Genomic DNA, 22,144 nt, shown 5'->3' on the forward strand with positions numbered 1-22,144 from the left:
GTAGACGGTCAAGTAGCGGGGATTCTGGCGATTGCGGATCCTGTTAAGGAGACAACACCGGATGCAATCAATCAGCTTAAGAAACAGGGCATCCATATTGTTATGCTCACTGGCGATAATCGCCGTACCGCTGAAGCTGTGGCCAAAAGACTGGGCATTGAAGAAGTAGAAGCCGAAATTCTTCCCGAGGATAAGGGCAAGATTGTTAATAAACTGCGTGATACAGGACGTATTGTCGCCATGGCTGGAGATGGCACGAATGATGCGCCTGCGCTGGCCGCTGCTGATGTGGGCATAGCCATGGGCACGGGTACAGACGTGGCTATCGAAAGCGCGGGCGTCACCTTGCTTAAAGGCGATCTGATGGGTATTGTGCGTGCTCGCAAACTGTCTGTAGCTACCATGCGAAATATACGACAGAACTTATTTTTTGCTTTTGTTTACAATTCGGCAGGCGTACCTATTGCTGCAGGTATTCTTTATCCGCTCTTTGCTGTCTTGCTTTCACCCATCATCGCCGCTGCAGCAATGTCACTGTCATCGGTCAGCGTAATAGTCAATGCCTTGCGGCTTCGATTAATCAGGTTGTGATCGGAGCATTGATGTGAGATGGGCATCCTAACTACAAAGCTTTCCACCCCAAAATTTGAATTTATTTCTGCATATTCAGCCAGTGTTCAGCTTTTGAATAATATCATCAACCGGGTTGCCAAAAAACTATCTAACCTAGAGAGCAGAAAAACGAATTGATTGTTTTATTTTTTACCGAAGAAACAGTGGAGTATGACGTGAAAGAGCTGTTTATATCTTTTTCTATTGTGTCATTTCTAATATTTCCAGCTTATGCGACAGAACCAGAAGATGACCAATTACTCGATGAAATTGACAAACAAGAAATCCATGTCATGCCATTTGGTTTGGAGAAAACGATCCCGTGAAAAATCGCTTGATACGCGGATACCTGTCTGAAACTTCTACCAACTTCGGTCAAGAGAATGCCAGTTCAAGCTAGGCCTAGCGCTTTGATCGCAGAGGGCCGGGCTCAATGACAGATCGGCTACGCATCGTTCAGGCAACCAGCCCGGCGGATATGACCGCATTCATGGAGTTGCCCTATCGGCTATATCGGGGTGAGCCGACTTGGCGTCCGCCGTTGCGGATGCTCCAAAAAGAGCAGTTCAACCCCAAGAAGAATGTGGGACTTGCCCGCCTGGATGTAGCCTATTGGCTAGCCAAGGCCGGGGACAAGGTGATTGGCCGGATTGCAAGCTTTGTAAACCATGTTCATCTGGAAGTACACAAGGATGGCAGCGGGCATTTTGGGTTTCTGGATACCGATGTGGCTTATCCCGACGCCCAGCCCATGTTGTTGAAACAGGCCGAAGACTGGTTACGCGGGAAAGGCATGACCACGATCGGAGGGCCCTATAATTTCTCCGTGAACGAAGAATGCGGCATGCTGGTCGATGGCTTTGATACCCCGCAGATGATGATGATGCCCCATGGTGCGGCGCGCTATCCGGTAGGTATGGAAGCAGCAGGCTATGCCAAGGCGATGGACACTTATGCCTTTCTTGGCAACACCAAGGACGGCTATCCGCGCCCACCCATAGTTGAAAAGATGCAGGCCTATATCAACAAGTCCTCCAGCCTGAACATCCGCCCAATGCGCAAGGATGCCTTCGAGGAGGAGATCACGCTTGCCATGGATATCTTCAATGATGCTTGGTCAAACAATTGGAATTATATTCCGTATTCGGATGCCCAGGTCCAGCACATGGCAAGAGAGATGAAGCTGTTGATTGACCCAGCCGGTTTCTGGTTTGGTGAAGTGGATGGCGTGGCCAAGGGCTTTGTCCTTATGCTGCCGAACCTGAACGAAGCGGCGCACGACCTGGATGGACGGCTTTTCCCGTTCGACTGGGCAAAGCTTTTGTGGCGGTTAAAGGTTTCCGGAGTTAAATCTGCGCGCATCCCGCTGATGGGCATTCGCCAGGATATCCAGAAGAAACGCTCTGGCAGCGCGCTGATGCTGTCGATGTTTGAGGCCTGTTATGGGGCGATGCGCCCGCGTGGCATACACGATGTTGAAATGAGCTGGATATTAGAGCTAAATGTTGATGTGCAGAATATGATACGCCTGTCGACGGCCAGCATATACAAAACCTATCGCCTCTATACCAAATCTCTCTAATCAGCCCTATTCCAAGCAAGAACCAGTTTGACTTCAATTCCCATCCTCGCGCAACGAAACGTGCCCCTTGTGGGCAGAAGCAGGCGCTTGTCCCGATGCGGAGTGCACGGATGATTGATCATGAAGTGGCTCCGGACAGCTGGACACCAGAATGCCGAAGTTAAGGAGTTACTTTCTGTATGATTATTTTGGTGTTTCCCTATTTTCACGTCCGTGCCAGATTCTAACAATCATAATCGCATCGTCTATGATGGTATATCGAAGCCAGTAACCTGACTGACCAAAGGTAATAAAAATATCCCTGAATAAGGGACTTACAATATCATGAACAGGACGGCCAATCAGCGGATGGTCTGGCAGTTTTTTCACCGCATCACGAATCCGGTTAGCTGTATGAAGGTTCCATCTGCATACAGGTACCAAAAGTCCCATAGAGATTTGGACATTGATGTGATGTTACAGCTTTTTTGGCGTTTTTAGTTCTCCCGAATTGATTGATGATTTAGGCGGCTGGTTTCAGAGGTGAATTACGATGGAATCTTTAAGTTTTTCATCTGAGAAATCGTACTCACCGAGCATATTGATGTGTACCCATGTCATAGGTGAATGGCGCATGATAATTTGGCGTAGATTTTCTCTTTCGTCTTCATTGTTTGCTTTTTCAAGCTGGTGGGCAAGATAGTGATAATTCCAGCAGATGATGCTGTTTTTAATGAGCCGGTTGCAGGCCTCAGCGATCTCTTGCTCTCCCCTTTCGTTGGTGATGTGATCGACCAGCTCCATATTGGATGCACCGCTTTCTACCGATATTTTCTGCCAGACCGCACAAAACAATTCAGAAACGAGCATGCTGATAACTCTCAAGAATAAACAAATCCTATGGGACTTTTGGTGCCTTTATGCAGATGAACCCATGGTAGCAATCCTTGAACCCACTTCGGTGGGTTTTTTATTGGCAGCTCTGTCGCTAAACAATTTGGGTTTAGTTTGAATTTTGTCAATCGGCATTTAAAAACTTAAATGCCGATTGACTGGTTTAGATTTAGAATCCCTTCCGGGTCAGTAGTAATACCTCTCTGACTTTGTCCTTAATCACAGCCTGTCAGGCATTATTTTCCTGAAGCCGAAACAAATGGATAATCCAGATCCGTTCCCGCAATGTGGTTGAAATAATTGGTGAAAATATTGATACAGGTCACAGCTAGAACTTCCAGTATTTCTGCGTCGCTAAAACCGGCATCCCTTGCATTAGCCAGTTCGTCATCTGAAAGCTTGCCTTGCTTCTCGATAATTTGTTCGCTGAGAGTCAAGGCCGCTTTAGTTTTGGGATCCACTGCAATGCCTTTAAGGCTATCATGAATTTGATTCTCATCAAATTTCAATCTTCTGCCCATAGCGGCATGAGCTGAAGCACAGTAATCGCAGTCGTTAAGACTTGCGACCCTCAACGCAATTTTTTCCTTGATCTGAGCGGATATTTTACTACGACCAAGGGCGGTGTAACCATCTAGCAAGAATCCCAGGGCAGCCGGTGAATGTGCGGCTGTCTTGAAGATATTGGGTACTTGTCCGCGCAGTTCCATCACACGATCCAGAATTTCCTTGGATCCATTTTCAAAGTTTGAATTTATTTCGATACGTGCCATTGTTGCCTCCTTAAAAAATGATAACCAGAATCCAGCTACAACGATGCGTATAACGACTAATACATCGACGCCAGCATCTAAAAATAAGTGATAACTGACAAATGAAAAACACTTGCTTCAAAATCGGTTTCAGAAATTTCCCGCAATAGTGTTCACTCGTCAGTTACCAAAATTATATAATTCAGCGGCCGTTTAATAATTGGTTATCATTACAATTATTCATTGCAGATATTGAAATAAACACACTCATCCATTTGGTAAATTAAAAGGTCACTATTCACCCCACATTTCATGAACTCCGCCTGCCAAAGCAATCTGTATGCGACAAGTGGGTTATATCCTTTGTTGACTTTTGATCAGAAACAACCTGAAACATTTTGTTTAATCTTTACCATTCTCAAATTCCGTTCCACTCTGTTGAATGGGCACCATACAAAGGGAGCACAAACAGATAAGCCAAATAGATATTGGTATAGCGGATGGCCTAAAGCACCTTCTCGCGGGTTCTTACACGCTTTATCTTCAACGCACAATTTCCACTGGATTAAGACCACGCAAGCGGCTGACGGTGAATCCTCAACTGTTTTGATCTTTGATCACCTGAGAATTCATGAAAAAACCATTTAAATGCTGAGATCACGATAATAGGAACGGTCAGAGATTTAGTTTTCATTATCCTGGCGAAATAAATCGAAGGCCTATCGCTATGAGTGAAACTAAAACTGTTAGTTGATGTGGGGATTAGCCTTTAAGCGGGCAACAGCCAGATCGATAAACGACCTGATCTTAGCGTTAGCCTGCCTCCCTTCAAGATGAATAATATTCACGGGAAGAGCTTCTGCTTCAAAGTCTTGCAATATGCGTTTCAATGACCCCTTCTGAAACTCATCACCTACCTGATAGGACATCAAACGTGTAATACCAAAGCCTTGTCTAGCAGCTTCAATAGCAGAACCGTTTTGGCTGCAATAAAGACGCGGGGAAACTTTTACAGAGATTTTGCCAGTAGGCGATTCAAACCGCCACGTCGTCGATGGCTCGACTGTGGACGCAAGAATAATTTCATGGTTAGCGAGGTCTTCAGGATGTTCTGGTACACCATGTTTATCGAAGTAGCCAGGCGAACCACACACAATCCGCTGTGTACTCCCAACTCTGGTTGCATATAAGCTTGAATCTTTTAGATGTCCGATCCGGATCGCCACGTCCAGTCCTTCGTCAAGAATATTACCAACGCGATCGTAGAATATTGCTCTCACTTCGACAGATGGATTCTGTTCCAGATATTCCGTCAAAATGGGCGCTATATGCTTTTGCCCAAATAAAACGGGCGCAGTTACAGATAAAACACCTTTGGGAGTGGCGTAACTTCCTGATGCGGCAGCTTCAGCTTGCTCAAGATCTTCCAGGATTTTCTTGGCGTCTTCGAAAAACCGGGCACCGGAATCAGTAAGGCGAACCTGTCGAGTAGTTCGATTGAACAAACGTACACCCAAGGCGTGCTCCAGCTGTGCAATCGAACGAGTGACAGCAGGCGCGGACAAGTCAAGCTTACGGCTTGCTGCCACAAAACTCTGGCCTTCGGCCACTTCCAAAAACACCCGTATTGTTTCAAGTTTGTCCACTGTTTGAGCCTGCTAATCGTTTGCCTCTATTCTTTCACCCAAGGTAATAGAATATTCTTAATTTGTCTAATTATTTCGATACAAATTAATTGTATATTGAAACCTCAGTTTTAATAAACCTAGGAGAAAAACATGTCTCGAATCCCAACCCCGGTATCCATCGACGCCGCACCGGAAGCGTCAAAAGTTTCTCTCGAAGCAGTCAACAAGCTGTTGGGGACTGTTCCTAATATGTTCAGATTGATCGGAAACAGTCCACAAACCCTGGAAGGCTACTTGGGCCTGAACAGCGCGCTTGCCAGTGGTTCAATAGACGCGCCAACGCGTGAGCGGATTGCATTGGCTGTCGCTGAAATCAACGGTTGTGGTTATTGCCTTGCTGCGCATAACTATCTTGGTACCAACTTGGCTAAACTGAGTGCAGAAGAAATTGAAGCAAACCGTCGTGGCACATCCAACGATGCTAAAGCCGCAATTGCCGTCGGTTTCGCAGCGAAAATCACCAAGGACCGCGGCCAAGTATCTGACGCTGATGTACAGGCTGTTCGTGACGCTGGATACAGCGATGCAGAAATTGTCGAAATTGTCGGCCATGTCGCACTGAATACGCTAACAAACTATATCAATGAAGTACTTGGAACTGAAATTGATTTTCCAACAGTTGGCAGATTCGCAGCGTAGTCTCGCTTAGTAGGGTGCGCCTCCCGTCACCCTACATCTTCCCTTTAAGGATACTGTGCATATTTGTACGGAAATACGGTCCAAGGATATACTTGCTGCACGACTCTGTTTCTGTTGAGAATGTATTCACCGTATAGAATGACATTTTTCCAAGAAACGGAACTTATATTGCTGATAAGCGCTAGGGTTAATATGTTCCGGCGGTGTGGAGATTTGAATGACGCGGTGTATTTCCTTGCTTGCCAATAAATAATACAGGCGATAATAAGGGTTAGGCTGCTACAGGAATTATTCTGCTGTAACCAAATTGTCAATCGGCATTAAAAATTTTCCAGTCATCGGCGTCGAAAAGTTTCCACCTTGCTTAGTTGGCTAATCGTTGTTTATACATTTTTTTCTATGCTTGAAACGGTAAGAATCATTGCCGGTTTCCAGGATGTTACAATGATGCGTAATGCGGTTCAGCAATGCAGTGGTCATTTTGGCATCACCAAAAACCTGTACCCATTCACTGAATTTCAGGTTGGTCGTTATAATGAGTGAAGTACGTTCATACAATTGGCTGATCAAGTGAAACAGAAGTGCGCCGCCCGATTCCGGGAAAGGCAGATAGCCCAGTTCATCGAGGATGACGGCGTCCACCTGAATGAGTCTTTTTGCCAGGTTACCGGTTTTATTCAGTTGTTTTTCCTGTTCCAGCAGGTTGACCAGATCCACGGCGTTGAAGAATCGTATGCGTTTGCCGTGATGAATAGCGGCAACGCCCAGTGCTGTGGCCAAATGGGTTTTGCCGGTACCGGTACCGCCGAACAGGATGAGGTTATGCGCTTCATCCATAAAAGCGGCCGTTGACAGTTGTTCTATCTGCTGTCGTGAAAGTGCTGTTTCATCCCAGTCGAATTTCACCAGATCGCGGTGAATTGGAAACTTTGCTGCCTTCATCTGGTATTTCAGGCTGCGTAGTTGGCGGTCGGCAATTTCGGCGTTGATCAATTGGCTTAATGTGACTTCCGGCGATACTTGCTTGCGTTGCGGCATTTCTGTGATTAATTCAGACCAGGCTTCTGCCATGCCATACAGATGCAATGCTTTGAGTTGGGTAAGCAGATCAGTGGACATGTTGACTTCCCAGTAAATGATCGTAACGCTGGTAATCTGCCAGCGGCTCAGCGGTCAATTGCAAGGTATCGCCGGTATTCAGTGCCTTGGGACGAATCGGTTCAATCAGACGTCTAATCGCATTTTGCAGCACACTGGCATTGACAACGCCGGATTCAAGTGTCAGTTCACAGACTGCAAACCCTCGCCCCGCAAAGCCGCATAAATACAGGGTTTCCCCCCGAGACTACCCGCAGGCAAAACAGAGAACAGAGACAGTTTGGGCAGCGAAAATGCACAATCTGACTGATTTAGCTGGGAGGTTGCCCGCAAGCCATAAGGCCGAAGTGCCGCGCAGTGTGGGCTTTGGGGCAAAGAAAAAGGGCCCGGAGAATATCCAGGCCCTTCTAATTGGACGGCGGGAATCGAACCTTGGTCTATTTCTGATATATCAATCACTTAAGCTCTCCTTTTTACTGTTTTGTGTCATATATTTTTTATATGAGTCTTACAAAAACGTTCATCTTGGACTGCCTCGTTGCGGCAGCGACGATCTTTTCCTTCAAGAATCTTTTCACATCGATTTACTTCCTCAGTGCAAACAAACTGATAAGTTATGAGTCCGGGTTTGTCCAGTTTGACTTTCTCATAAATATCGCGAATATAAGTCAACCACGGCGCGCTTGGCGGTATCGAACCTTTCATTATCAGAACCCCGCCATTCAACCCTTGTGCTACCCAAACATCACCCATCAATGAGATGCGCTCTTTGCACGCTATAGTAGAAAGCGTAAGTTCTAAGTCGCCTTGTGGGCCACCAATAAGTTTACAATTAACTTGTCCTCGCATTGGCTACAGTCTATAAATTATTGAACATTTTAGGTAATAGGTATTCGTTTTGATTATCCTAATCCTTCACAGAAATCTATTAAGTTTCAATCACAGACTTTTTCTTTAATAAAGCACCAAATTATGTTTTTCAATTGGGCCGTTATCCTTAGTTATTCATAAAGAATTAATCTCTATTCTGCTTTAACATTAGTTTTTGTTTTACGTGCTCAATTTCGATTTGTTTGAGATTTGAATTAACTTCATTGACTTTGTCACCTAAATTTATAAGCCTTGAATCCATGTGTTTGTTATCAGTATCAATTTTAACTAATTCTTTTTCAATATTATGAATAGATTTTTTATTGTTTATCGATCCTTCATATAAATTATTTATATCCTTTTTAGCATTTTCGATGTTATTGTTAAACGAATAATAAGCAGCTATTACAGCACTAATTATGATAATCCAACCTGCTAAAGGACTCCATTTGCTTAACCAATTGATAATTTCTTTACTAAATGGAGTTTCCGCAGGTACTTTAGAGCGTTCAGCAGTCCTATAATTTTTGTATTCTTCTTTTTCGTCATCTTTTTGTGGTTCTGTTGGTTGAGAATCGGCTTTAATAATTCCTTTTTTGACTTGTATGTCATTATTCACTCGTCCAAAATTTTTTTTGCCTTTTCTTGCCATAACTATTCAAATCCCATTGTTCTCAAAGAATCTCTAAATACCTTTTTTTCTTTGATAAATTGCTCCTTTACTTTTTTTAATTCAGACATTAAATTGGATTTGGCTGGGTTGTAGTATTTTTGGACATCTATGTTCGCGTTAATTTTTCCATTTTCAGGAGTTTCATCATTTTCACTCAAGTAGTATGTATAAATTGTGTTCCAGTAATCACCTGTTTGTTTATCTGGTATTGAATTGTCCGGGTTAAGCTGTCGATTTTCATAAGTTAGATGAAATCTGCCGGAGTGTGTAGGGGGGGATAGTTTAATAAGGTTTTTTATAAGATCATTTGCACCAGAGTTTTCACTGGTCTCATTAAACCTAAACTGACCAACGATTCCAATGCGACGAATGGCGGAAAATTGCAAAATGCTATCGGCTTTTTTCCATAATATTTCAAATTCTTGATGTGCTTTGTCAGTACTTACGGCAGAGACTTCACCGAATGATGTTTTTTTAAATACTACTTTGTCAGCTTGAATAATAAGATTATTGGTTTTATTTTCATCAATAAGTGCAATCAATGGTTCATCGGGATTATTTGATATGTTTACTAATGAAAAATATTTTTCCCCTAATCGTGTTTCGTTGTCTTTAAGATCAAGCAATCCATCAATTAAGGCTCCACCGGCTGAGGACAATTTAAACATCTTTTTATTTAGAAGAATTCCTATTATGTATCTGTGAAATTGCATTTTTTTCGTTTCTCCTACAAGAAATAATAAATTGCACTGAATTAAAACATGGCGTATAAATTAAAAGAAATCTAAATTCCCACTCGAGTAATAAGTCCGAGCATCTCGGAGGTAATGTGTTGCAAAATACCAATAAATATTATAGTTAATTGTCGGCAATTTTTATACGGAGGTTGTTATGCTTGCACAAAAAAACACAAATGTGAAATTGGGTGAGCATTTTGAGAAATTTCTGGCGCACCAAGTTGAAACCGGGCGTTATGGCTCGGCCAGCGTAGTGATACGAACAGGGCCTCGCTTGCTTGAGGAGCGCGGAAACAGTCTGGAAACACTGCGCCATACTTTAATTGAAGGTGAGCAAAGCGGTACGTCTGATTATTTATTGCAAAGCATTCTGGATGATCTGGATAGTGAAGATTAGATGGGATCATTCACATATACCCAAAAGGTAAAAGCTGATATGCTCTTGATTGGTCGTTCATTTCGATTGCGGAATCCACCGCCCATAAACCTTAATAATCATACTCCAATCCTTATGCCCCATTTGCTGGGCAACCCACATTAGATTTTCACCTCTTGATAGCAGCATGGAAGCGAAAGTGTGGCGGGTTTGGTAGGGGTTTCGGTATTTGATGCCTGCTCTTTTCAATGCAGGTGTCCAGACAATCTTGCGGATGGCTTGGTCTCCTTTCCACGGCTGGTTAGTGCGTGAGTCATGAAAAACTATTTCGTTATGTTTGTCGGTTAATGCTTGTTGGTTGAGTAAAGCTTCTCTGGCTTGGGGTTGCAGGGTTACATCCCGTTTCCCTGATTTTGTTTTGGTGCATTTTAAATGGCCGCGCACTTTGGCAAAGCGGACATAAATGCAGTTTTTCTCAAAGTCGACATCCTGCCAGCGCAGGGCGATCAGCTCGGAAGTTCTGAGGCCGGAATAAAATGCAAACTGAATCAGGTTTCTTTCCTGCCCTGTGAGTTCTTGCAGGATTCTGGAAATTTCATCAGTATTGAATGGTAACGGTTCTCTTGTATTGGCTGGAAGATTTTTTACGCGTTCAAGTGGGTTTTTGTCGATGATTTCATCATGGTAGAGTTCATCAAATACCCGACGTAGCGGAATCAGTACATTGCTTTTTCTTTTGTTGGAGCAGGACAGATCAGCAAGAAATGCCTTAACCTTGATTGCGGTCAATTCCGAAATAACCAGTTCGCCAAAGACGGGAATCAGGTGATGATAAATTGCGCTGGAATAATCGTGCAGTGTGCTGGGCTGGCATCTGGATTGGTTACGCTGTAACCAGTTTTTCAGGGCTTCACCGATGGTATATTGGTCGGGCCGGGTTTTGCGGAATTCCTTTGCTTTCTTGCTGTGAGGAAAGTGTTTGCAATAGTCGAAGCTGCCGGTTTTGATTTCGTACAAAATCGCTTGCCGTTTGAGAACCAGTTCTTTTTGTGCGGCTTTGGTTGGCGGCATGGGTATAGATTCACGGCATCGCACACCCTGATAGGTGAATGCAATTTGGGCGCTATTGCCACGAATGGTTATGCCCCGATGCCCTCGATCCATGCGTAAGCTGCTTTTGCGTTGATGAATATTCTGCCGTTTGGCGCTTTGTGCCAGTGGATTTTATATTTCCATTGCCCTTTTTTGATGTATTGGCGGATAGCGTTCTCAGTCAGGCCGGTCAGTTCAGAGAATTTTTTGATGGTTACTTTGATATGTTCGGAGTGATTCATTTCTTGTCCTCCTTATCAATCTGATCAACCGCTTTGTTAACTTCTTCCTTGTTGGCGATCATGCCTTTTTCAGGGACTTTGCGTTTACCCATCACAACGGCCCAGAAGCTGCCGAGTTTTTCGGTGATGGCGTAACCAATACTTTTTTTCTTGCCCATTTCGGTAATTTCAGGGCATACCTTTTTGAACTCAATGCCCAGTGCTTTTTCGTACCGGCGATAGGTTGCAGGGTTATGGAGCAACTTAAGGACGCGCCAGCCAAAATACTGGCCGAGTATTAATGCACCCAGGGCGCTTTCCAGAGTTGTGCCGATACCTCTGAATTCCCGCATCTGGTGTAATATGATCTGTTCGTCTTCTTCGTTCAAAACCAGTAATTGTTTAGGGTTGTCTGTCATAGTCAGTATATATTATGAAAGTTAGTAATGACTCGTATAATAGTATACTTACTTTAAAAGTCAATAGTTTTATTTATCGTATAAAACAACCTTAGACATGAATTCTTCTTTGGTGAATTGTCTGAGTTCATCGTGGAACTTGATGACGATCTCAATCTGGTCGTTCATGGTTAAAACGCCGCAGATATGTCCGATTTGGGTAATATCCGGTTTTTTGTTGGCGACTGCATTTTTCTTTAGAGTGGCGAGCCGGTAGATTAAAGAGACGGCTTCTTCAAGGCTAAATTCGTTCATGATTTTATTTTCTATTAAATTTTCAGTGAATAATTTTGCTTTCATATGCTGATTTTTCATGATGAATTGTGTCCGGTACAGTTATTGATACAGGTCCAAGGTTAACAGCTGCGGCATGACATGACGCGGGCGCGGCTCGCGCCTCGCCGCGTGATGTCACGTCCTCGCTGTTGCCTGTTAAAACCATCCAGAAATGCATTCTTGCATCAAAGTTTTTGCCATTAAAAACGACGCCTGCAACCCGTTTGGCTGCTTCGTCTTTGTAGCGGTTATGCTGGACAGATATAATTTCCCCGGTTTCTGGGTTGAGTGTCCGGCTGTGATCGTAAAGAGGTTTTATTGGGTGCTGCCGGACGGGTAGCGTCGGGCCTCTCATTACCAGCATGAACGCAGCCCAATCGCTGGCGGTAGCGAATTTGCGGATAGATTCAAGTTCCTTATCATCAGTGTGATTTAGTTTTCGCAATTGACGCCATACGGTAACGCTTGGGCCGCCGATTTGTTGGAACTGGCGTATGCCCCATATATTTGCCCATGCGGTGATTCGTTCAGCGGCTGTTTGTGCATCATTACCGTATAAATCCTGTTCCAGCGCATGACCGTCAATGTTTTTGGCAATGTACTTGGCAATATAACCCACAGCCGAGCCTTTCTGTGGGTCGATGGCCTCGGCCTTGAATCGGTGTTTCAATGCGCCGGGTTCACTCCCATTGTCCAACAGGGCGTAATACTGCATGACTTCGCGAACCGTTTTACAGTGTTCTTCCGGCATGAAAAACAAAAAATGCCAATGCGGTGTACCATCATGGTGCGGTTCGACAACACGGAAACCATAAGGCCGAATTTCGCGGCGGTGCAATTCAGCACGGATCAATGCCCAAAGGTGCGTCAGGTATTCATGCGCTTGCAGTGGAGTCGTGCCGTCATAGCGCGGATTAGTTTTGCCACTGTGCAGGCTGGCGTGCATGCGTGAAGGGGTTGTCAGTGTATAGAATTCGCCCACATGGCCCAGATGATTAGCGACCATTTCAAAACCTTTGACGCGCACCATCAATTCAGCGCGGCGGATTGCCGGATTGGAAACGGAACGATCTGATAATTCCTGCAAGGAAAACTGTTCGCCGACTTCATTACTGATGAAAGTCGATTCCAGATACTGGCGGTTTTTCTCTTTCTGCTTGCGCTTGATATTAACGGCGTAATCGCTTGCATAGGCTGAGCGGTAACGGGTCACCAGTTCAATATTGCGGGATATGGTTTCAATGGTACGCAGGCGTAAAACCTGAATTTTACGGTGCCACCAGATCGGACAGCACATGCGGTTCAATGCGGGTTCCGGTTTTTCAGCTTTCCATTCCGGCGGTTTAATTCGGTAGTGTTGAACGATCCGTGCACAGGCTTGATAAGCTTCTTCAACGGTTTTTGCGCGTTCCCGTGCATTTGTGCATTTTTTGGCTGACTTTTTTGCAGCATTGAAAAGTTCGTCCCCGCCAGCGCATAGATTCAGATCGTTAATGCACAGGCTATCGTGAATTTTTTCAAGTTCATGGTTTGCCTGCTCGTAGTTATGCTGTTCTGAAATTTTGGCATAGCGTAATGCCAGGTCACCGGCGATAGGGGAGAGGACAGAAAAAACATGCCGCCTGAATTGCCTGCAATCGGGTGTGCCGAAGTTGGCAGTCAGTTCATCCGCCTGGACGACTTGTGTCAAATTTGTGTCAAATTTGTGCCACAATCGAGGCCAATGAAGACCAGTCGAGACTAAATGTTGTTTGGGTGGACCGGTCCTAAGACCCTGTTTTATATGGGTCTTAGTTGGTCTAGGTTGGTCTGTGTTAGACCGGAAGATGGTGGAGACGGCGGGAATCGAACCCGCGTCCGCAAGCCCTCTACAGGCAGTTCTACATACTTAGCCGTGTTCTTTAATTTAACCTGGCAACCGCCAACCGGCAGGCTGATGACAGGCTAGTTACCTTAAGTTTAACGTCCTGCAAAGTAACCCTGCAGAGCGCGATCCTCGTTAGTGACTCTGCTGTCTGTTGCCAGACCCTACGTTGAGGCCCATCGGTGCAGAGGCTAGCCATTTAAGCGGCTAAAGCGTAATTTTCGTCGTTTGCGACTATTGTTTTCAGATGGATTTACGAGGTAATCTGATCCTCGGTATGCCCTACGCTGCTTTGCAACCCACGTCGAAGCCAGATCGTCCCCGGCATGCTAAATTCTTTGTGGTGTTTCTAAGATAGTAATGAACTGCAAAAGTTCAACTTTGCTTACTTGTGCATTCTATCACTTGGCAGGAATATAGGCGAGCAGGTCTTGTGGTTTGTCGATGATGTGGCGTGCTCCCCAGGTTTCGGGCGGCTGACCGTTTCCGAGATAGCCGTAGCGAGCGATAATGGGTTCCATGCCGGCGGATAGGCTGGCCTTGACGTCGCGCAGGTCGTCACCCAGGTAAATACACTCGGCTGGGGAGACGTTGATTTTATCGCAGGCTATCAGTAGCGGTTCGGGGTGTGGTTTGGTGTGTGTGACTTCGTCGCCGCAGACGATGCTGGCGACACCCTGTTGCAGGCCCAGCTGCTCGATAAGCGGGTAGGTGAAACGGGCTGGTTTGTTGGTGACAATGCCCCAGGGCAGGCCGCGTAAATTCAGTTGTTCAAGTAGTGTTTCCACGCCGGGAAACAAACAAGTCTCATGGCAGAGTCGTTGCGTATAGAATTCGAGAAATTCTTCGCGCATTTCAAAATAGCCCGGGTCTTCAGGTTTAATGCTGAATCCGAGTCCAAGCAGTCCGCGTGCACCTGCTGAAGCCTGTGTGCGGATTTGCTCGATGGGCAGTGGATTGAGACCACGGTTGGTACGTTGACGGTTGAGCGCATGACCGAGATCCGGTGCTGTATCGGCGAGCGTGCCGTCAAAATCAAAAAATACAGCGCTTAATAACATGCCGCATGTCTTGTGAATTTCGGTAGATCAAGCACGATAAGCCATGATGTAGTTGACGTCGGTGTCCTGTCCCAATGCGTATACTTTTGTAAATGGGTTATAGGTCATGCCGATCAGTTTCTCTTCTGAAAGTCCGGCATTACGCGCCATGCGGGCAAGTTCAGATGGTTTGATAAAGTTGGCGTACTCATGTGTGCCGCGTGGCAGCAGTTTAAGAATATATTCCGCGCCGATGATGGCGAATAGATAGGATTTCGGGTTGCGATTGATGGTGGAAAAGAATACCCAGCCACCGGGTTTGACGAGTTTTGCGCAGGAGCGGATGATGCTCATCGGGTCTGGCACATGTTCGAGCATTTCCATGCAGGTAACGATGTCGTAGTGCTGCGGTTGTTCTTTGGCTAGAGATTCGGTTGTGATTTTACGGTATTCTACCTGCTGGCCAGTTTCCAGCAGATGTAACTTGGCGACCTTGAGCGCTTTGTCACTCAGGTCAATACCGGTGACGGTTGCCCCCCGCGTAGCCATGCCTTCGGAGAGAATGCCGCCGCCACAGCCGACATCTAATACGATTTTGTCACTAAGTCCGGCGAGTCCTTCAATGTAATTCATGCGCAATGGATTGATTTCATGCAGCGGTTTGAATTCACTGTTGGGATCCCACCAGCGGTGCGCCAGTTGACTGAATTTCTCCAGTTCCAATGGGTCTGCATTGATGCCGTCGTCTTTCATGTCGATTCCTTTGATTGTATTTGTCCTTAAGCCCGTTCCCAGTATCCGTCAGATTATGCAGTGGATTTGATGCATTCTTCCCAGTAGACAGCGCGATTGTGTAATTGTGTGCTGTCCAGGGTTGTTAATTTTTTATCTTCAAGCAGCATTTTACCATTTACCCAGACATGACTCACCTGTTCGCGTCCAGCTGCGTATACAAGATGTGAAACTGGATCATAGCAGGGTGAAAGATGTAAGTCGGAGAAATCAATGGCAGTAATGTCGGCGGCTTTGCCGGATGCCAGAGTGCCAGTAATTTCATCAATGCCGAGTGCTCTGGCGTTATTGATTGTGGCCATTTCAAGCGCCTGGTGGGCGGGCAGGGCGTCTGCCTTGTTAGTTGAAGCTTTGGCCAGCAAAGCAGCGAGGCGCATTTCTTCAAACATGTCCAGACGATTATTGCTGGCGGCACTGTCAGTGCCGAGTCCGACATTAATGTTGTTGTCCAGCAGTGATGTGACAGGTGCAAAACCGCTGGCAAGCTTTAAGTTTGATGAGGGACAGTGAACTGTATGGCAGCCATGCTGTTTTATGAGCCGGATTTCATTGTCGGTGAGGTGCACCATATGCACCGCTATCAAGCCCGGACTTAGCAGACCGAGTTGGTGCATGCGTTCGATAGGACGCACGCCGTGGGATTCAATGCTGAGATTGATTTCGTCTAATGTCTCATGCAGATGTATATGTATGGGTACTTCAAGTTGTTCTGCATAAGTCAGGATGTTGGTAAGCGTTTTATCGCTGACGGTATAAGGCGCGTGCGGCGCAAAGCAGAATGACAATAATGGCTCGGAATGCAGTCTGTCGCGCAATGCCATGCCTTTGGCCAGATAATCGTCGGCATCATTGGCGTATGCTGTTGGAAAATCGATGGCAATCATACCGAGTGAGGCGCGCATTCCGCTATCAAGTACCGCCTGTGCGCTGGCTTCAGGAAAAAAATACATGTCGTTAAAGCAGGTAATGCCGCCTCTGAGCATCTCAGCACAAGCCAGGCGTGTGCCGTCAAGTACAAAAGAAGCATTAACATGGCGGCTCTCTGTTGGCCAGATGTGCTTTTTAAGCCATTCCATGAGGGGCAAGTCGTCAGCAAGTCCACGCATCAGTATCATCGCGGCATGGGTATGTAAATTAATCAACCCCGGAATTAATGCGTGATTATTTAAAGCAATAATTTCTCTGGCTTTGAATCGTGAGTGTGCATTATTAATGGGCTGGATACCGATAACTTTGCCTTGATTGATGGCAATGGCATGATGGTTTAGGACGGATTGCTGTGCATCGACCGGAATAATCCAGCGGGCTTCGATCAATGTATCGATATGAACTGTATCTTGCATAAAGAAAAAGCATAAAAAAGCCCTGCTTGGTGCAGGGCTCTAGTGTTTCATTAAATGAAGTGCTTTGCGTGAGCTGTATTCTTAGCGCGTACCAGCAACTTCAATTTCAACGCGGCGATCAGGTGCCAGACATTCTTTGAGCGCACGGCTTGTTTTGCCTTGACATGTATCACCGGTAACCGGTTGTGTCTCGCCTTTGCCGTCTGTAAAGATACGGCTGTCAGGTATTCCTTTAGACATCAAATAGTCCTTGACGGATTCAGCACGACGTACTGACAGTCTTTGGTTATAGTCTGGATTACCGATTCTATCGGCGTGCCCGACGGCGACGATTACATCAAAATTGACACCTTCCAGGCCACGGACAAATTCGTCCAGTGCAACTTTGCCGTTCGGTTTCAATGTGGCGCTGTCAAAGTCAAATAACGCGTCGGCAGAGAAAGTCAGTTTTTCAGGAGGTGCTACAGGTGGTGGTGCTGGAGCAGGTGCTGGTTCTGCCTCTGCTACTTTCTCATAACCATCGCAACCTTCTACTATAGCCAACGATTCGTCCCAGTATCCTGTGCGCCAGCAATGGTTACCAAGATTGTTTGAGTTGCGCCATACGTCACCATCATTTGCTTCAGATGCGTAGCCCTTTGGTTGTGCGACGTTGGTGTCGTGATCATGATATGCGCCTGTTTCTTGCGCTACTACAGCGCCGGAGAAGAACGCTGGCAGTAGAATCATTCCAATCAGTTTTTTCTTGGCTGACAATTTATTCATGCTGTTATCCTTTTAAGTGAAAACTTCAGATTTAGATTATTTGCTATTTGTTTTTTGTCTTTAAAAACTAAATAACAAAATGCCGTCCCACCATTTATTTTCTTTCCACGTATGATGTGCTGACGCGATTATGAGTTTATATTCAGATTTTTGTCAAATTCAGGTGTATCTTTATTGCAACAAAAAATGATATATTATTGAATATAAACAACATTATTGTAATTGTCTGGTGTATAACGAAAGCTGTTGAAGGGTGAATTGGACTAAATTGTGTAGCAATAATCATACAGTATCTTTTTCAGCTTGGGCTTGTATTACGCTTTGTCAAATTTAAACAGCATCTTCAGGAAAAATAATACGTACACTTTGATAACTGAATCATGCTGTAATCATCATCAAAAATACTATATACACTTGTGCTGTCGTGTTGGCTTTGTGCTATAAATACTGCTCACACAGTTTGCCCTTAATGGCGCCCATGAAGTGTAATTGATATTGTGCGTTGTAACGGATTTAATTCACGCAAAGAATACATTAATATGACGAATGAACCAGTACCATTGACTTTGTCAGCAAAGCATTTGCAGCGTAATTATGGCAATCATCAGGCTGTGCAGAACATCACGCTGGAATTAAGGAGAGGTGAAGTACTTGGATTGCTGGGCCCCAATGGAGCCGGTAAAACAACAACTTTGCGTATGATTACTGGAAATCTGGCGCCGAGTGCTGGCAGTATAGAAATTTGTGGTGTTGATTTGTTGAATAATCCTCGAGAAGCCAAAGCATACCTGGGTTATTTGCCCGAGATGCCGCCATTGTATTTTGATATGACAGTGGATGAATACTTGCGGTTTGTCGCGCGTCTTCATCGCGTTGAAAAACAGCGCATACCCCATTTGCTGGAAAGCAGTAAAATACGCTGTGGACTGCCTGATCGGGGCAGGCAATTGATCGGTACTCTGTCAAAAGGTCTGCAGCAACGCGTTGGTATTGCCCAGGCAATTATTCATGAACCGGATGTTATCATTCTGGATGAGCCGACCGTGGGCCTGGATCCGAACCAGATGCGTGAACTACGCGAATTAATTCAGGATTTGAGGAAATCCTGCAGTATTATTCTTTCAACGCATATCCTGTCTGAAGTTGAATGGGCATGCGACCGGGTGCACATCATGCATGAGGGGCGTATGGTGTTGAGTGAAACACTGGCTGGATTAAAACAAAAAGGGATCAATTTGGAAACTGTGTTTACTCAACTGACACAACAAACCGTGCCTGTCCAATAAGCTCAGCAGACACTGAGAACACATTTTTAAAAAACCGTCATGATTTTTACTGTAGCCCATAAAGAGTTGCGAGCGCTGTTTTCTTCACCATTAGCCTGGATACTGCTGGCCCTGGTACAGATTCTGTTGACATGGGTTTTTCTGGGTCGGCTGGATGCATTTCTGCAAGTGCAGCCTCAGTTGGTGCAAATTGCTAATCCACCAGGCTTTACAGAGATTATTGTTATGCCAGTATTTGCCCTGGCTGCAATTTTACTGTTAATGATTACGCCGTTGCTGACAATGCGTCAACTTGCTGAGGAACGCAAAAATCATACGTTAGTATTACTGCTTTCTGCGCCCATATCGGTGACCGAAATTGTTTTGGGTAAATTTCTCGGTCTCATGGTATTTTTGTTGAGTATTATCGCTCTTATTGTTGCATTATCCATGACATTGCTGGCAGGTGGCACATTGGATTTTGGTTTGTTGATCAGCGGTGCTGTGGGATTATTTTTGTTGGTTTGTTGTTTTGTTGCACTGGGACTTTATGTTTCCAGCTTGACTGCGCAACCCGTCATTGCTGCGATAGGCGTGTTGGGCGTACTGGTGGGCTTCTGGTTAATTGATCTGGTTGCCAGCGATTATGAAGGATGGATACACTATTTTTCAATATTCAAACATTTTGAACAATTTAATAACGGGTTGCTTGATTCGTTGAGTGTTGTGTATTTCATTTTATTTACGTCATTATTTTTATTGTTGACCGTGCGTCGTTTGGATGGAGAACGGTTGTATGGTTAACAGGCTGTTGAAGAATGTGTTCGACTTGATCAAGACTTGACATCGAGTTGATGGGATAAACTTAAAGCAATGATGCAAGCGAGTAAAAAATTTCGTTTTCAATTGAAAGTACAACAGAGCATTTTTGTAGTGTTATTGTTATCCTTATTTGCGTTACTGGGCTATTGGGCGTTTGAAACGCGCAAACAATGGGATGTCAGTCAGAGTGGCCGTAATAGCCTGAGTCCAACCAGCATCGAAATACTGAAAAAAATGGAAGACCCGGTGCAGGTAACAGTTTATGCGACAGAGCAGCACGTACAGTTAGGTGATATACGCGAAATCATTCATAATTTTGTACAACTCTATCAACGCGTCAAACCGGATCTATCACTGACATTCATTGACCCGACAGAGCACCCGAACCTGGCAAAAGAAGCCGGCGTGAAAGTCAATGGCGAGATGGTAATCAATTTTCAACAAAGACAAGCGCATCTGACGACCATCAATGAGCAGGCATTTACCCAAGCGCTGATGCGTTTGGCGCGCCCGGAAGAGAAATTGATTATGGCGTTAAGTGGCCATGGAGAGCGCAGTTTGGAAGGCGTTGCCAATTATGATTTGGGGGACTTTGGGCAACAGTTGCGCATGAATGGATTTGTCAGCCAGCCGCTTAATCTGGCGGTTGTTTCCAACATTCCGGCTAATGCGAGTATGCTGCTCATCGCATCGCCGCAAACGGACCTGCTTCCCGGCGAAGTGGATAAATTACTGGATTACATTGATGCGGGCGGCAATTTGTTATGGCTGGTTGATCAGGAATCATTAAAGGGATTATTGCCGCTGACTGAGAAATTACGCTTGATTTTAACACCTGGATTTGTGATTGATCCTCAGGCCGAACAGCTAAAAGCGCCCATAACATTTGCATTGGGTATCAATTATGGACAGCATGAAATTACACGCGGTTTTGATTATATTACAGTTTTTCCATTTGCGCGCCAGATTGCTTTTAATGAAAATGAACAATGGCGCACCATACCGCTTGTAGAAGTCGCGCAAAATGGTTGGGTGGAAAAAAATCCACTGGATAAAGCGTTTGTATTTGATCCGGATGAAGATGTTGCCGGACCGGTTACTGTCGCGGTTGCACTGACCCGTTTCGTTAATGATCGCGAGCAACGTGTAATTGTCGTAGGGAGTGGCCATTTTCTGGCAAATACCTATTTGGGAAATGGTAATAATCTGGATTTTGGCATTAATCTTGTCAACTGGCTGGTCGGTGATGAAGCAATGATTACCATTCAACCGCGTGCAACGCAAGACAGTTATTTGGTGCTCGGCGAAACTACATTGACCGCTATCGTAATTGTTTTTTTGTTCTTTTTGCCGGGAATTTTTGTGTTAAGCGGTGTTGTTATCTGGTGGCGCCGGAGAAGTGTTAAATAAGTACGCAATTAAACATGACTTATCATTCACAACTTAATTTGATTATGCTGGTTACCGTCATTGGCCTGGCGATTTTTCTTTATTTGACACCTCGGTTTCAGTCAGAAAATGATGAAGCATACTCGGTTTCTTTGCGAAAGCCCGAATCGGTGCAGACGATTCGTATTGTTCGGCATGGACAAGAAGCAGCACTGCGGCGTATTACTGACATCTGGCATCTGGTACAACCATATTCGGCCAGAGCAGATACAGCGCTTGTCGAGAAAATATTGCATGTTTTGTCTGCAAATAGTCGGCAGCGCTTTCCATTGAAAGATCCGGAAGGCTTCAATCTGGATCATCCTGGTATTGAATTGTATTTTGATGACGATCATTTTGTTTTTGGCGGATTGGCGCCTGTTACAAACGAACAGTATTTGGCCATCAATGACCATATATATCTGGTTTCTCCCCGTTATGCGATATGGATACCAGCAAGCCCATTGGATTTGGTCAGTGCGAAATTATTAGCTGATGATGAAATACCTGTTCAATTTGAATTGGATGGTGTGGTTATTCGTCAGCAAAACGGTCAATGGGCTGCTGTTTCAGAGAATTCAGGCAGTTTGACCCATACATTGCTGGAAAGCTGGGCCAATCTTTGGCGATTCCATCAGGCAACGGAACTGGTAACTGATCTGCGGGATCATTCCGATATTCAGACTGTAATAACAATAATCCTGCAGGATGGACGGCAAATTAGGATTGATGTGTTCAAAAGTAATTCCGGTGCGGTGTTTCTAAGAAGTGGTGAGCAGGTCGGTTATTATTTCTCAGACTCGGTTAGTCGCCGATTACTGAGTCCGTATGCTGTCAAGGCTGATTAAGCCATTGTGCCAATCTCTATATAATATGAG

29 protein-coding genes and 1 other RNA gene are annotated in these 22,144 nt (G+C 45.0%); 9 read left to right on the plus strand and 21 right to left on the minus strand.

All coding sequences use genetic code 11. From position 1 onward, the window contains the following. From C8R11_RS12755 to C8R11_RS12765, 3 genes are all read left to right on the plus strand, one after another. Nucleotides 1–591 (plus strand): HAD-IC family P-type ATPase (locus C8R11_RS12755; RefSeq protein WP_146159114.1); only part of this gene is annotated, 591 nt, incomplete at its 5' end. Nucleotides 592–788: 197 nt separating this feature from the next. After that, nucleotides 789–938 (plus strand): hypothetical protein, encoded by a 150-nt coding sequence (locus C8R11_RS16250; protein WP_181258257.1) that lies wholly within the window; start codon nucleotides 789–791, stop codon nucleotides 936–938. 107 nt (nucleotides 939–1,045) lie between these two features. Beyond that, nucleotides 1,046–2,194, plus strand: coding sequence for a hypothetical protein (locus C8R11_RS12765; protein ID WP_107796036.1), 1,149 nt, complete (start codon nucleotides 1,046–1,048; stop codon nucleotides 2,192–2,194). Nucleotides 2,195–2,377: 183 nt separating this feature from the next. On the opposite strand, the gene C8R11_RS12770 is transcribed toward C8R11_RS12765, so the two are convergent. From C8R11_RS12770 to C8R11_RS12785, 4 genes are all read right to left on the minus strand, one after another. Beyond that, nucleotides 2,378–2,626: a type II toxin-antitoxin system RelE/ParE family toxin gene (locus C8R11_RS12770; RefSeq protein WP_107796037.1), complete on the minus strand. Its 249-nt coding sequence runs from the start codon at nucleotides 2,624–2,626 to the stop codon at nucleotides 2,378–2,380. A gap of 84 nt (nucleotides 2,627–2,710) precedes the next feature. Then, nucleotides 2,711–3,043, minus strand: coding sequence for a Tn3 family transposase (locus tag C8R11_RS12775; RefSeq protein WP_107796038.1), 333 nt, complete (start codon nucleotides 3,041–3,043; stop codon nucleotides 2,711–2,713). Nucleotides 3,044–3,303: 260 nt separating this feature from the next. After that, the gene (locus C8R11_RS12780; protein WP_107796039.1) at nucleotides 3,304–3,840 is read right to left on the minus strand and encodes a carboxymuconolactone decarboxylase family protein; all 537 of its coding nucleotides are present in this window, start codon (nucleotides 3,838–3,840) and stop codon (nucleotides 3,304–3,306) included. A gap of 725 nt (nucleotides 3,841–4,565) precedes the next feature. Then, nucleotides 4,566–5,465, minus strand: a complete 900-nt coding sequence (locus C8R11_RS12785; protein ID WP_107796040.1) for a LysR family transcriptional regulator — start codon at nucleotides 5,463–5,465, stop codon at nucleotides 4,566–4,568. Between the two features lie 132 nt (nucleotides 5,466–5,597). Here C8R11_RS12785 and C8R11_RS12790 point away from each other — a divergent pair, with 132 nt between their 5' ends. Then, nucleotides 5,598–6,146 (plus strand): carboxymuconolactone decarboxylase family protein, encoded by a 549-nt coding sequence (locus C8R11_RS12790; protein ID WP_107796041.1) that lies wholly within the window; start codon nucleotides 5,598–5,600, stop codon nucleotides 6,144–6,146. A gap of 44 nt (nucleotides 6,147–6,190) precedes the next feature. On the opposite strand, the gene C8R11_RS17175 is transcribed toward C8R11_RS12790, so the two are convergent. From C8R11_RS17175 to C8R11_RS12820, 7 genes are all read right to left on the minus strand, one after another. Continuing rightward, nucleotides 6,191–6,460, minus strand: coding sequence for a Tn3 family transposase (locus C8R11_RS17175; RefSeq protein WP_107796042.1), 270 nt, complete (start codon nucleotides 6,458–6,460; stop codon nucleotides 6,191–6,193). 58 nt (nucleotides 6,461–6,518) lie between these two features. Then, complete coding sequence (gene istB / locus C8R11_RS12800) at nucleotides 6,519–7,265, minus strand: IS21-like element helper ATPase IstB (RefSeq protein WP_107796043.1); 747 nt, start codon at nucleotides 7,263–7,265, stop codon at nucleotides 6,519–6,521. Further along, a complete protein-coding gene (locus C8R11_RS16255; protein WP_181258258.1) occupies nucleotides 7,255–7,398 on the minus strand; it encodes a hypothetical protein in 144 nt (47 codons plus the stop codon). Before C8R11_RS16255 ends, istB begins: the two co-directional genes overlap by 11 nt. A 29-nt stretch (nucleotides 7,399–7,427) precedes the next feature. Beyond that, entirely contained in the window at nucleotides 7,428–7,703 is a 276-nt protein-coding gene (locus C8R11_RS12805) for a hypothetical protein (RefSeq protein ID WP_107796044.1), read from the minus strand. A 27-nt stretch (nucleotides 7,704–7,730) separates the two neighbouring features. After that, nucleotides 7,731–8,093 carry a CCCH zinc finger protein gene (locus tag C8R11_RS12810; protein ID WP_107796045.1) on the minus strand — a complete coding sequence of 121 codons (363 nt, stop codon included), beginning with the start codon at nucleotides 8,091–8,093 and terminating at the stop codon, nucleotides 7,731–7,733. 166 nt (nucleotides 8,094–8,259) lie between these two features. Continuing rightward, nucleotides 8,260–8,766: a hypothetical protein gene (locus C8R11_RS12815; RefSeq protein ID WP_107796046.1), complete on the minus strand. Its 507-nt coding sequence runs from the start codon at nucleotides 8,764–8,766 to the stop codon at nucleotides 8,260–8,262. 2 nt (nucleotides 8,767–8,768) lie between these two features. Then, nucleotides 8,769–9,455 carry a hypothetical protein gene (locus C8R11_RS12820; protein ID WP_107796047.1) on the minus strand — a complete coding sequence of 229 codons (687 nt, stop codon included), beginning with the start codon at nucleotides 9,453–9,455 and terminating at the stop codon, nucleotides 8,769–8,771. 223 nt (nucleotides 9,456–9,678) lie between these two features. On the opposite strand from C8R11_RS12820, the gene C8R11_RS12825 reads away from it, so the two are divergent. Continuing rightward, nucleotides 9,679–9,921, plus strand: a complete 243-nt coding sequence (locus C8R11_RS12825) for a type II toxin-antitoxin system ParD family antitoxin (RefSeq protein ID WP_107796048.1) — start codon at nucleotides 9,679–9,681, stop codon at nucleotides 9,919–9,921. 57 nt (nucleotides 9,922–9,978) lie between these two features. On the opposite strand, the gene C8R11_RS12830 is transcribed toward C8R11_RS12825, so the two are convergent. The 10 genes from C8R11_RS12830 to C8R11_RS12875 form a co-directional block, all read right to left on the minus strand. After that, nucleotides 9,979–11,064, minus strand: a complete 1,086-nt coding sequence (locus C8R11_RS12830; RefSeq protein ID WP_107796049.1) for a tyrosine-type recombinase/integrase — start codon at nucleotides 11,062–11,064, stop codon at nucleotides 9,979–9,981. After that, nucleotides 11,040–11,234, minus strand: coding sequence for a MerR family transcriptional regulator (locus tag C8R11_RS12835; protein WP_107796050.1), 195 nt, complete (start codon nucleotides 11,232–11,234; stop codon nucleotides 11,040–11,042). Before C8R11_RS12835 ends, C8R11_RS12830 begins: the two co-directional genes overlap by 25 nt. Beyond that, nucleotides 11,231–11,632, minus strand: a complete 402-nt coding sequence (locus C8R11_RS12840; protein ID WP_107796051.1) for a hypothetical protein — start codon at nucleotides 11,630–11,632, stop codon at nucleotides 11,231–11,233. The genes C8R11_RS12835 and C8R11_RS12840 overlap by 4 nt, the downstream gene beginning before the upstream one ends. A 69-nt stretch (nucleotides 11,633–11,701) precedes the next feature. Beyond that, nucleotides 11,702–11,926 carry a hypothetical protein gene (locus C8R11_RS12845; RefSeq protein ID WP_244907680.1) on the minus strand — a complete coding sequence of 75 codons (225 nt, stop codon included), beginning with the start codon at nucleotides 11,924–11,926 and terminating at the stop codon, nucleotides 11,702–11,704. A 22-nt stretch (nucleotides 11,927–11,948) separates the two neighbouring features. After that, the gene (locus C8R11_RS12850) at nucleotides 11,949–13,637 is read right to left on the minus strand and encodes a replication endonuclease (protein ID WP_244907681.1); all 1,689 of its coding nucleotides are present in this window, start codon (nucleotides 13,635–13,637) and stop codon (nucleotides 11,949–11,951) included. A gap of 137 nt (nucleotides 13,638–13,774) precedes the next feature. After that, nucleotides 13,775–14,134: a transfer-messenger RNA gene (gene ssrA, locus C8R11_RS12855) on the minus strand. A 78-nt stretch (nucleotides 14,135–14,212) separates the two neighbouring features. Further along, nucleotides 14,213–14,872, minus strand: a complete 660-nt coding sequence (locus C8R11_RS12860) for an HAD family hydrolase (RefSeq protein ID WP_107796054.1) — start codon at nucleotides 14,870–14,872, stop codon at nucleotides 14,213–14,215. A 27-nt stretch (nucleotides 14,873–14,899) separates the two neighbouring features. Then, entirely contained in the window at nucleotides 14,900–15,604 is a 705-nt protein-coding gene (ubiG, locus tag C8R11_RS12865; RefSeq protein ID WP_107796055.1) for a bifunctional 2-polyprenyl-6-hydroxyphenol methylase/3-demethylubiquinol 3-O-methyltransferase UbiG, read from the minus strand. Nucleotides 15,605–15,657: 53 nt separating this feature from the next. Next, a complete protein-coding gene (locus tag C8R11_RS12870; RefSeq protein ID WP_107796056.1) occupies nucleotides 15,658–16,986 on the minus strand; it encodes a TRZ/ATZ family hydrolase in 1,329 nt (442 codons plus the stop codon). An 81-nt stretch (nucleotides 16,987–17,067) separates the two neighbouring features. Next, complete coding sequence (locus C8R11_RS12875; RefSeq protein WP_107796057.1) at nucleotides 17,068–17,751, minus strand: OmpA family protein; 684 nt, start codon at nucleotides 17,749–17,751, stop codon at nucleotides 17,068–17,070. A gap of 539 nt (nucleotides 17,752–18,290) precedes the next feature. Here C8R11_RS12875 and C8R11_RS12880 point away from each other — a divergent pair. The 4 genes from C8R11_RS12880 to C8R11_RS12895 all read left to right on the plus strand — a co-directional run bounded on the left by C8R11_RS12880 (nucleotide 18,291) and on the right by C8R11_RS12895 (nucleotide 22,114). Beyond that, complete coding sequence (locus C8R11_RS12880) at nucleotides 18,291–19,037, plus strand: ABC transporter ATP-binding protein (RefSeq protein ID WP_090701415.1); 747 nt, start codon at nucleotides 18,291–18,293, stop codon at nucleotides 19,035–19,037. A 39-nt stretch (nucleotides 19,038–19,076) separates the two neighbouring features. Then, nucleotides 19,077–19,820: an ABC transporter permease subunit gene (locus C8R11_RS12885; protein ID WP_107796058.1), complete on the plus strand. Its 744-nt coding sequence runs from the start codon at nucleotides 19,077–19,079 to the stop codon at nucleotides 19,818–19,820. A gap of 69 nt (nucleotides 19,821–19,889) precedes the next feature. Next, nucleotides 19,890–21,248, plus strand: coding sequence for a GldG family protein (locus tag C8R11_RS12890; RefSeq protein ID WP_107796059.1), 1,359 nt, complete (start codon nucleotides 19,890–19,892; stop codon nucleotides 21,246–21,248). Nucleotides 21,249–21,262: 14 nt separating this feature from the next. Beyond that, entirely contained in the window at nucleotides 21,263–22,114 is an 852-nt protein-coding gene (locus tag C8R11_RS12895; RefSeq protein WP_107796060.1) for a DUF4340 domain-containing protein, read from the plus strand. Nucleotides 22,115–22,144 lie beyond the last annotated feature (30 nt).

This window comes from Nitrosomonas aestuarii, assembly GCF_003046585.1.
In the GTDB taxonomy this organism is placed as follows: Bacteria; Pseudomonadota; Gammaproteobacteria; order Burkholderiales; family Nitrosomonadaceae; genus Nitrosomonas; species Nitrosomonas aestuarii.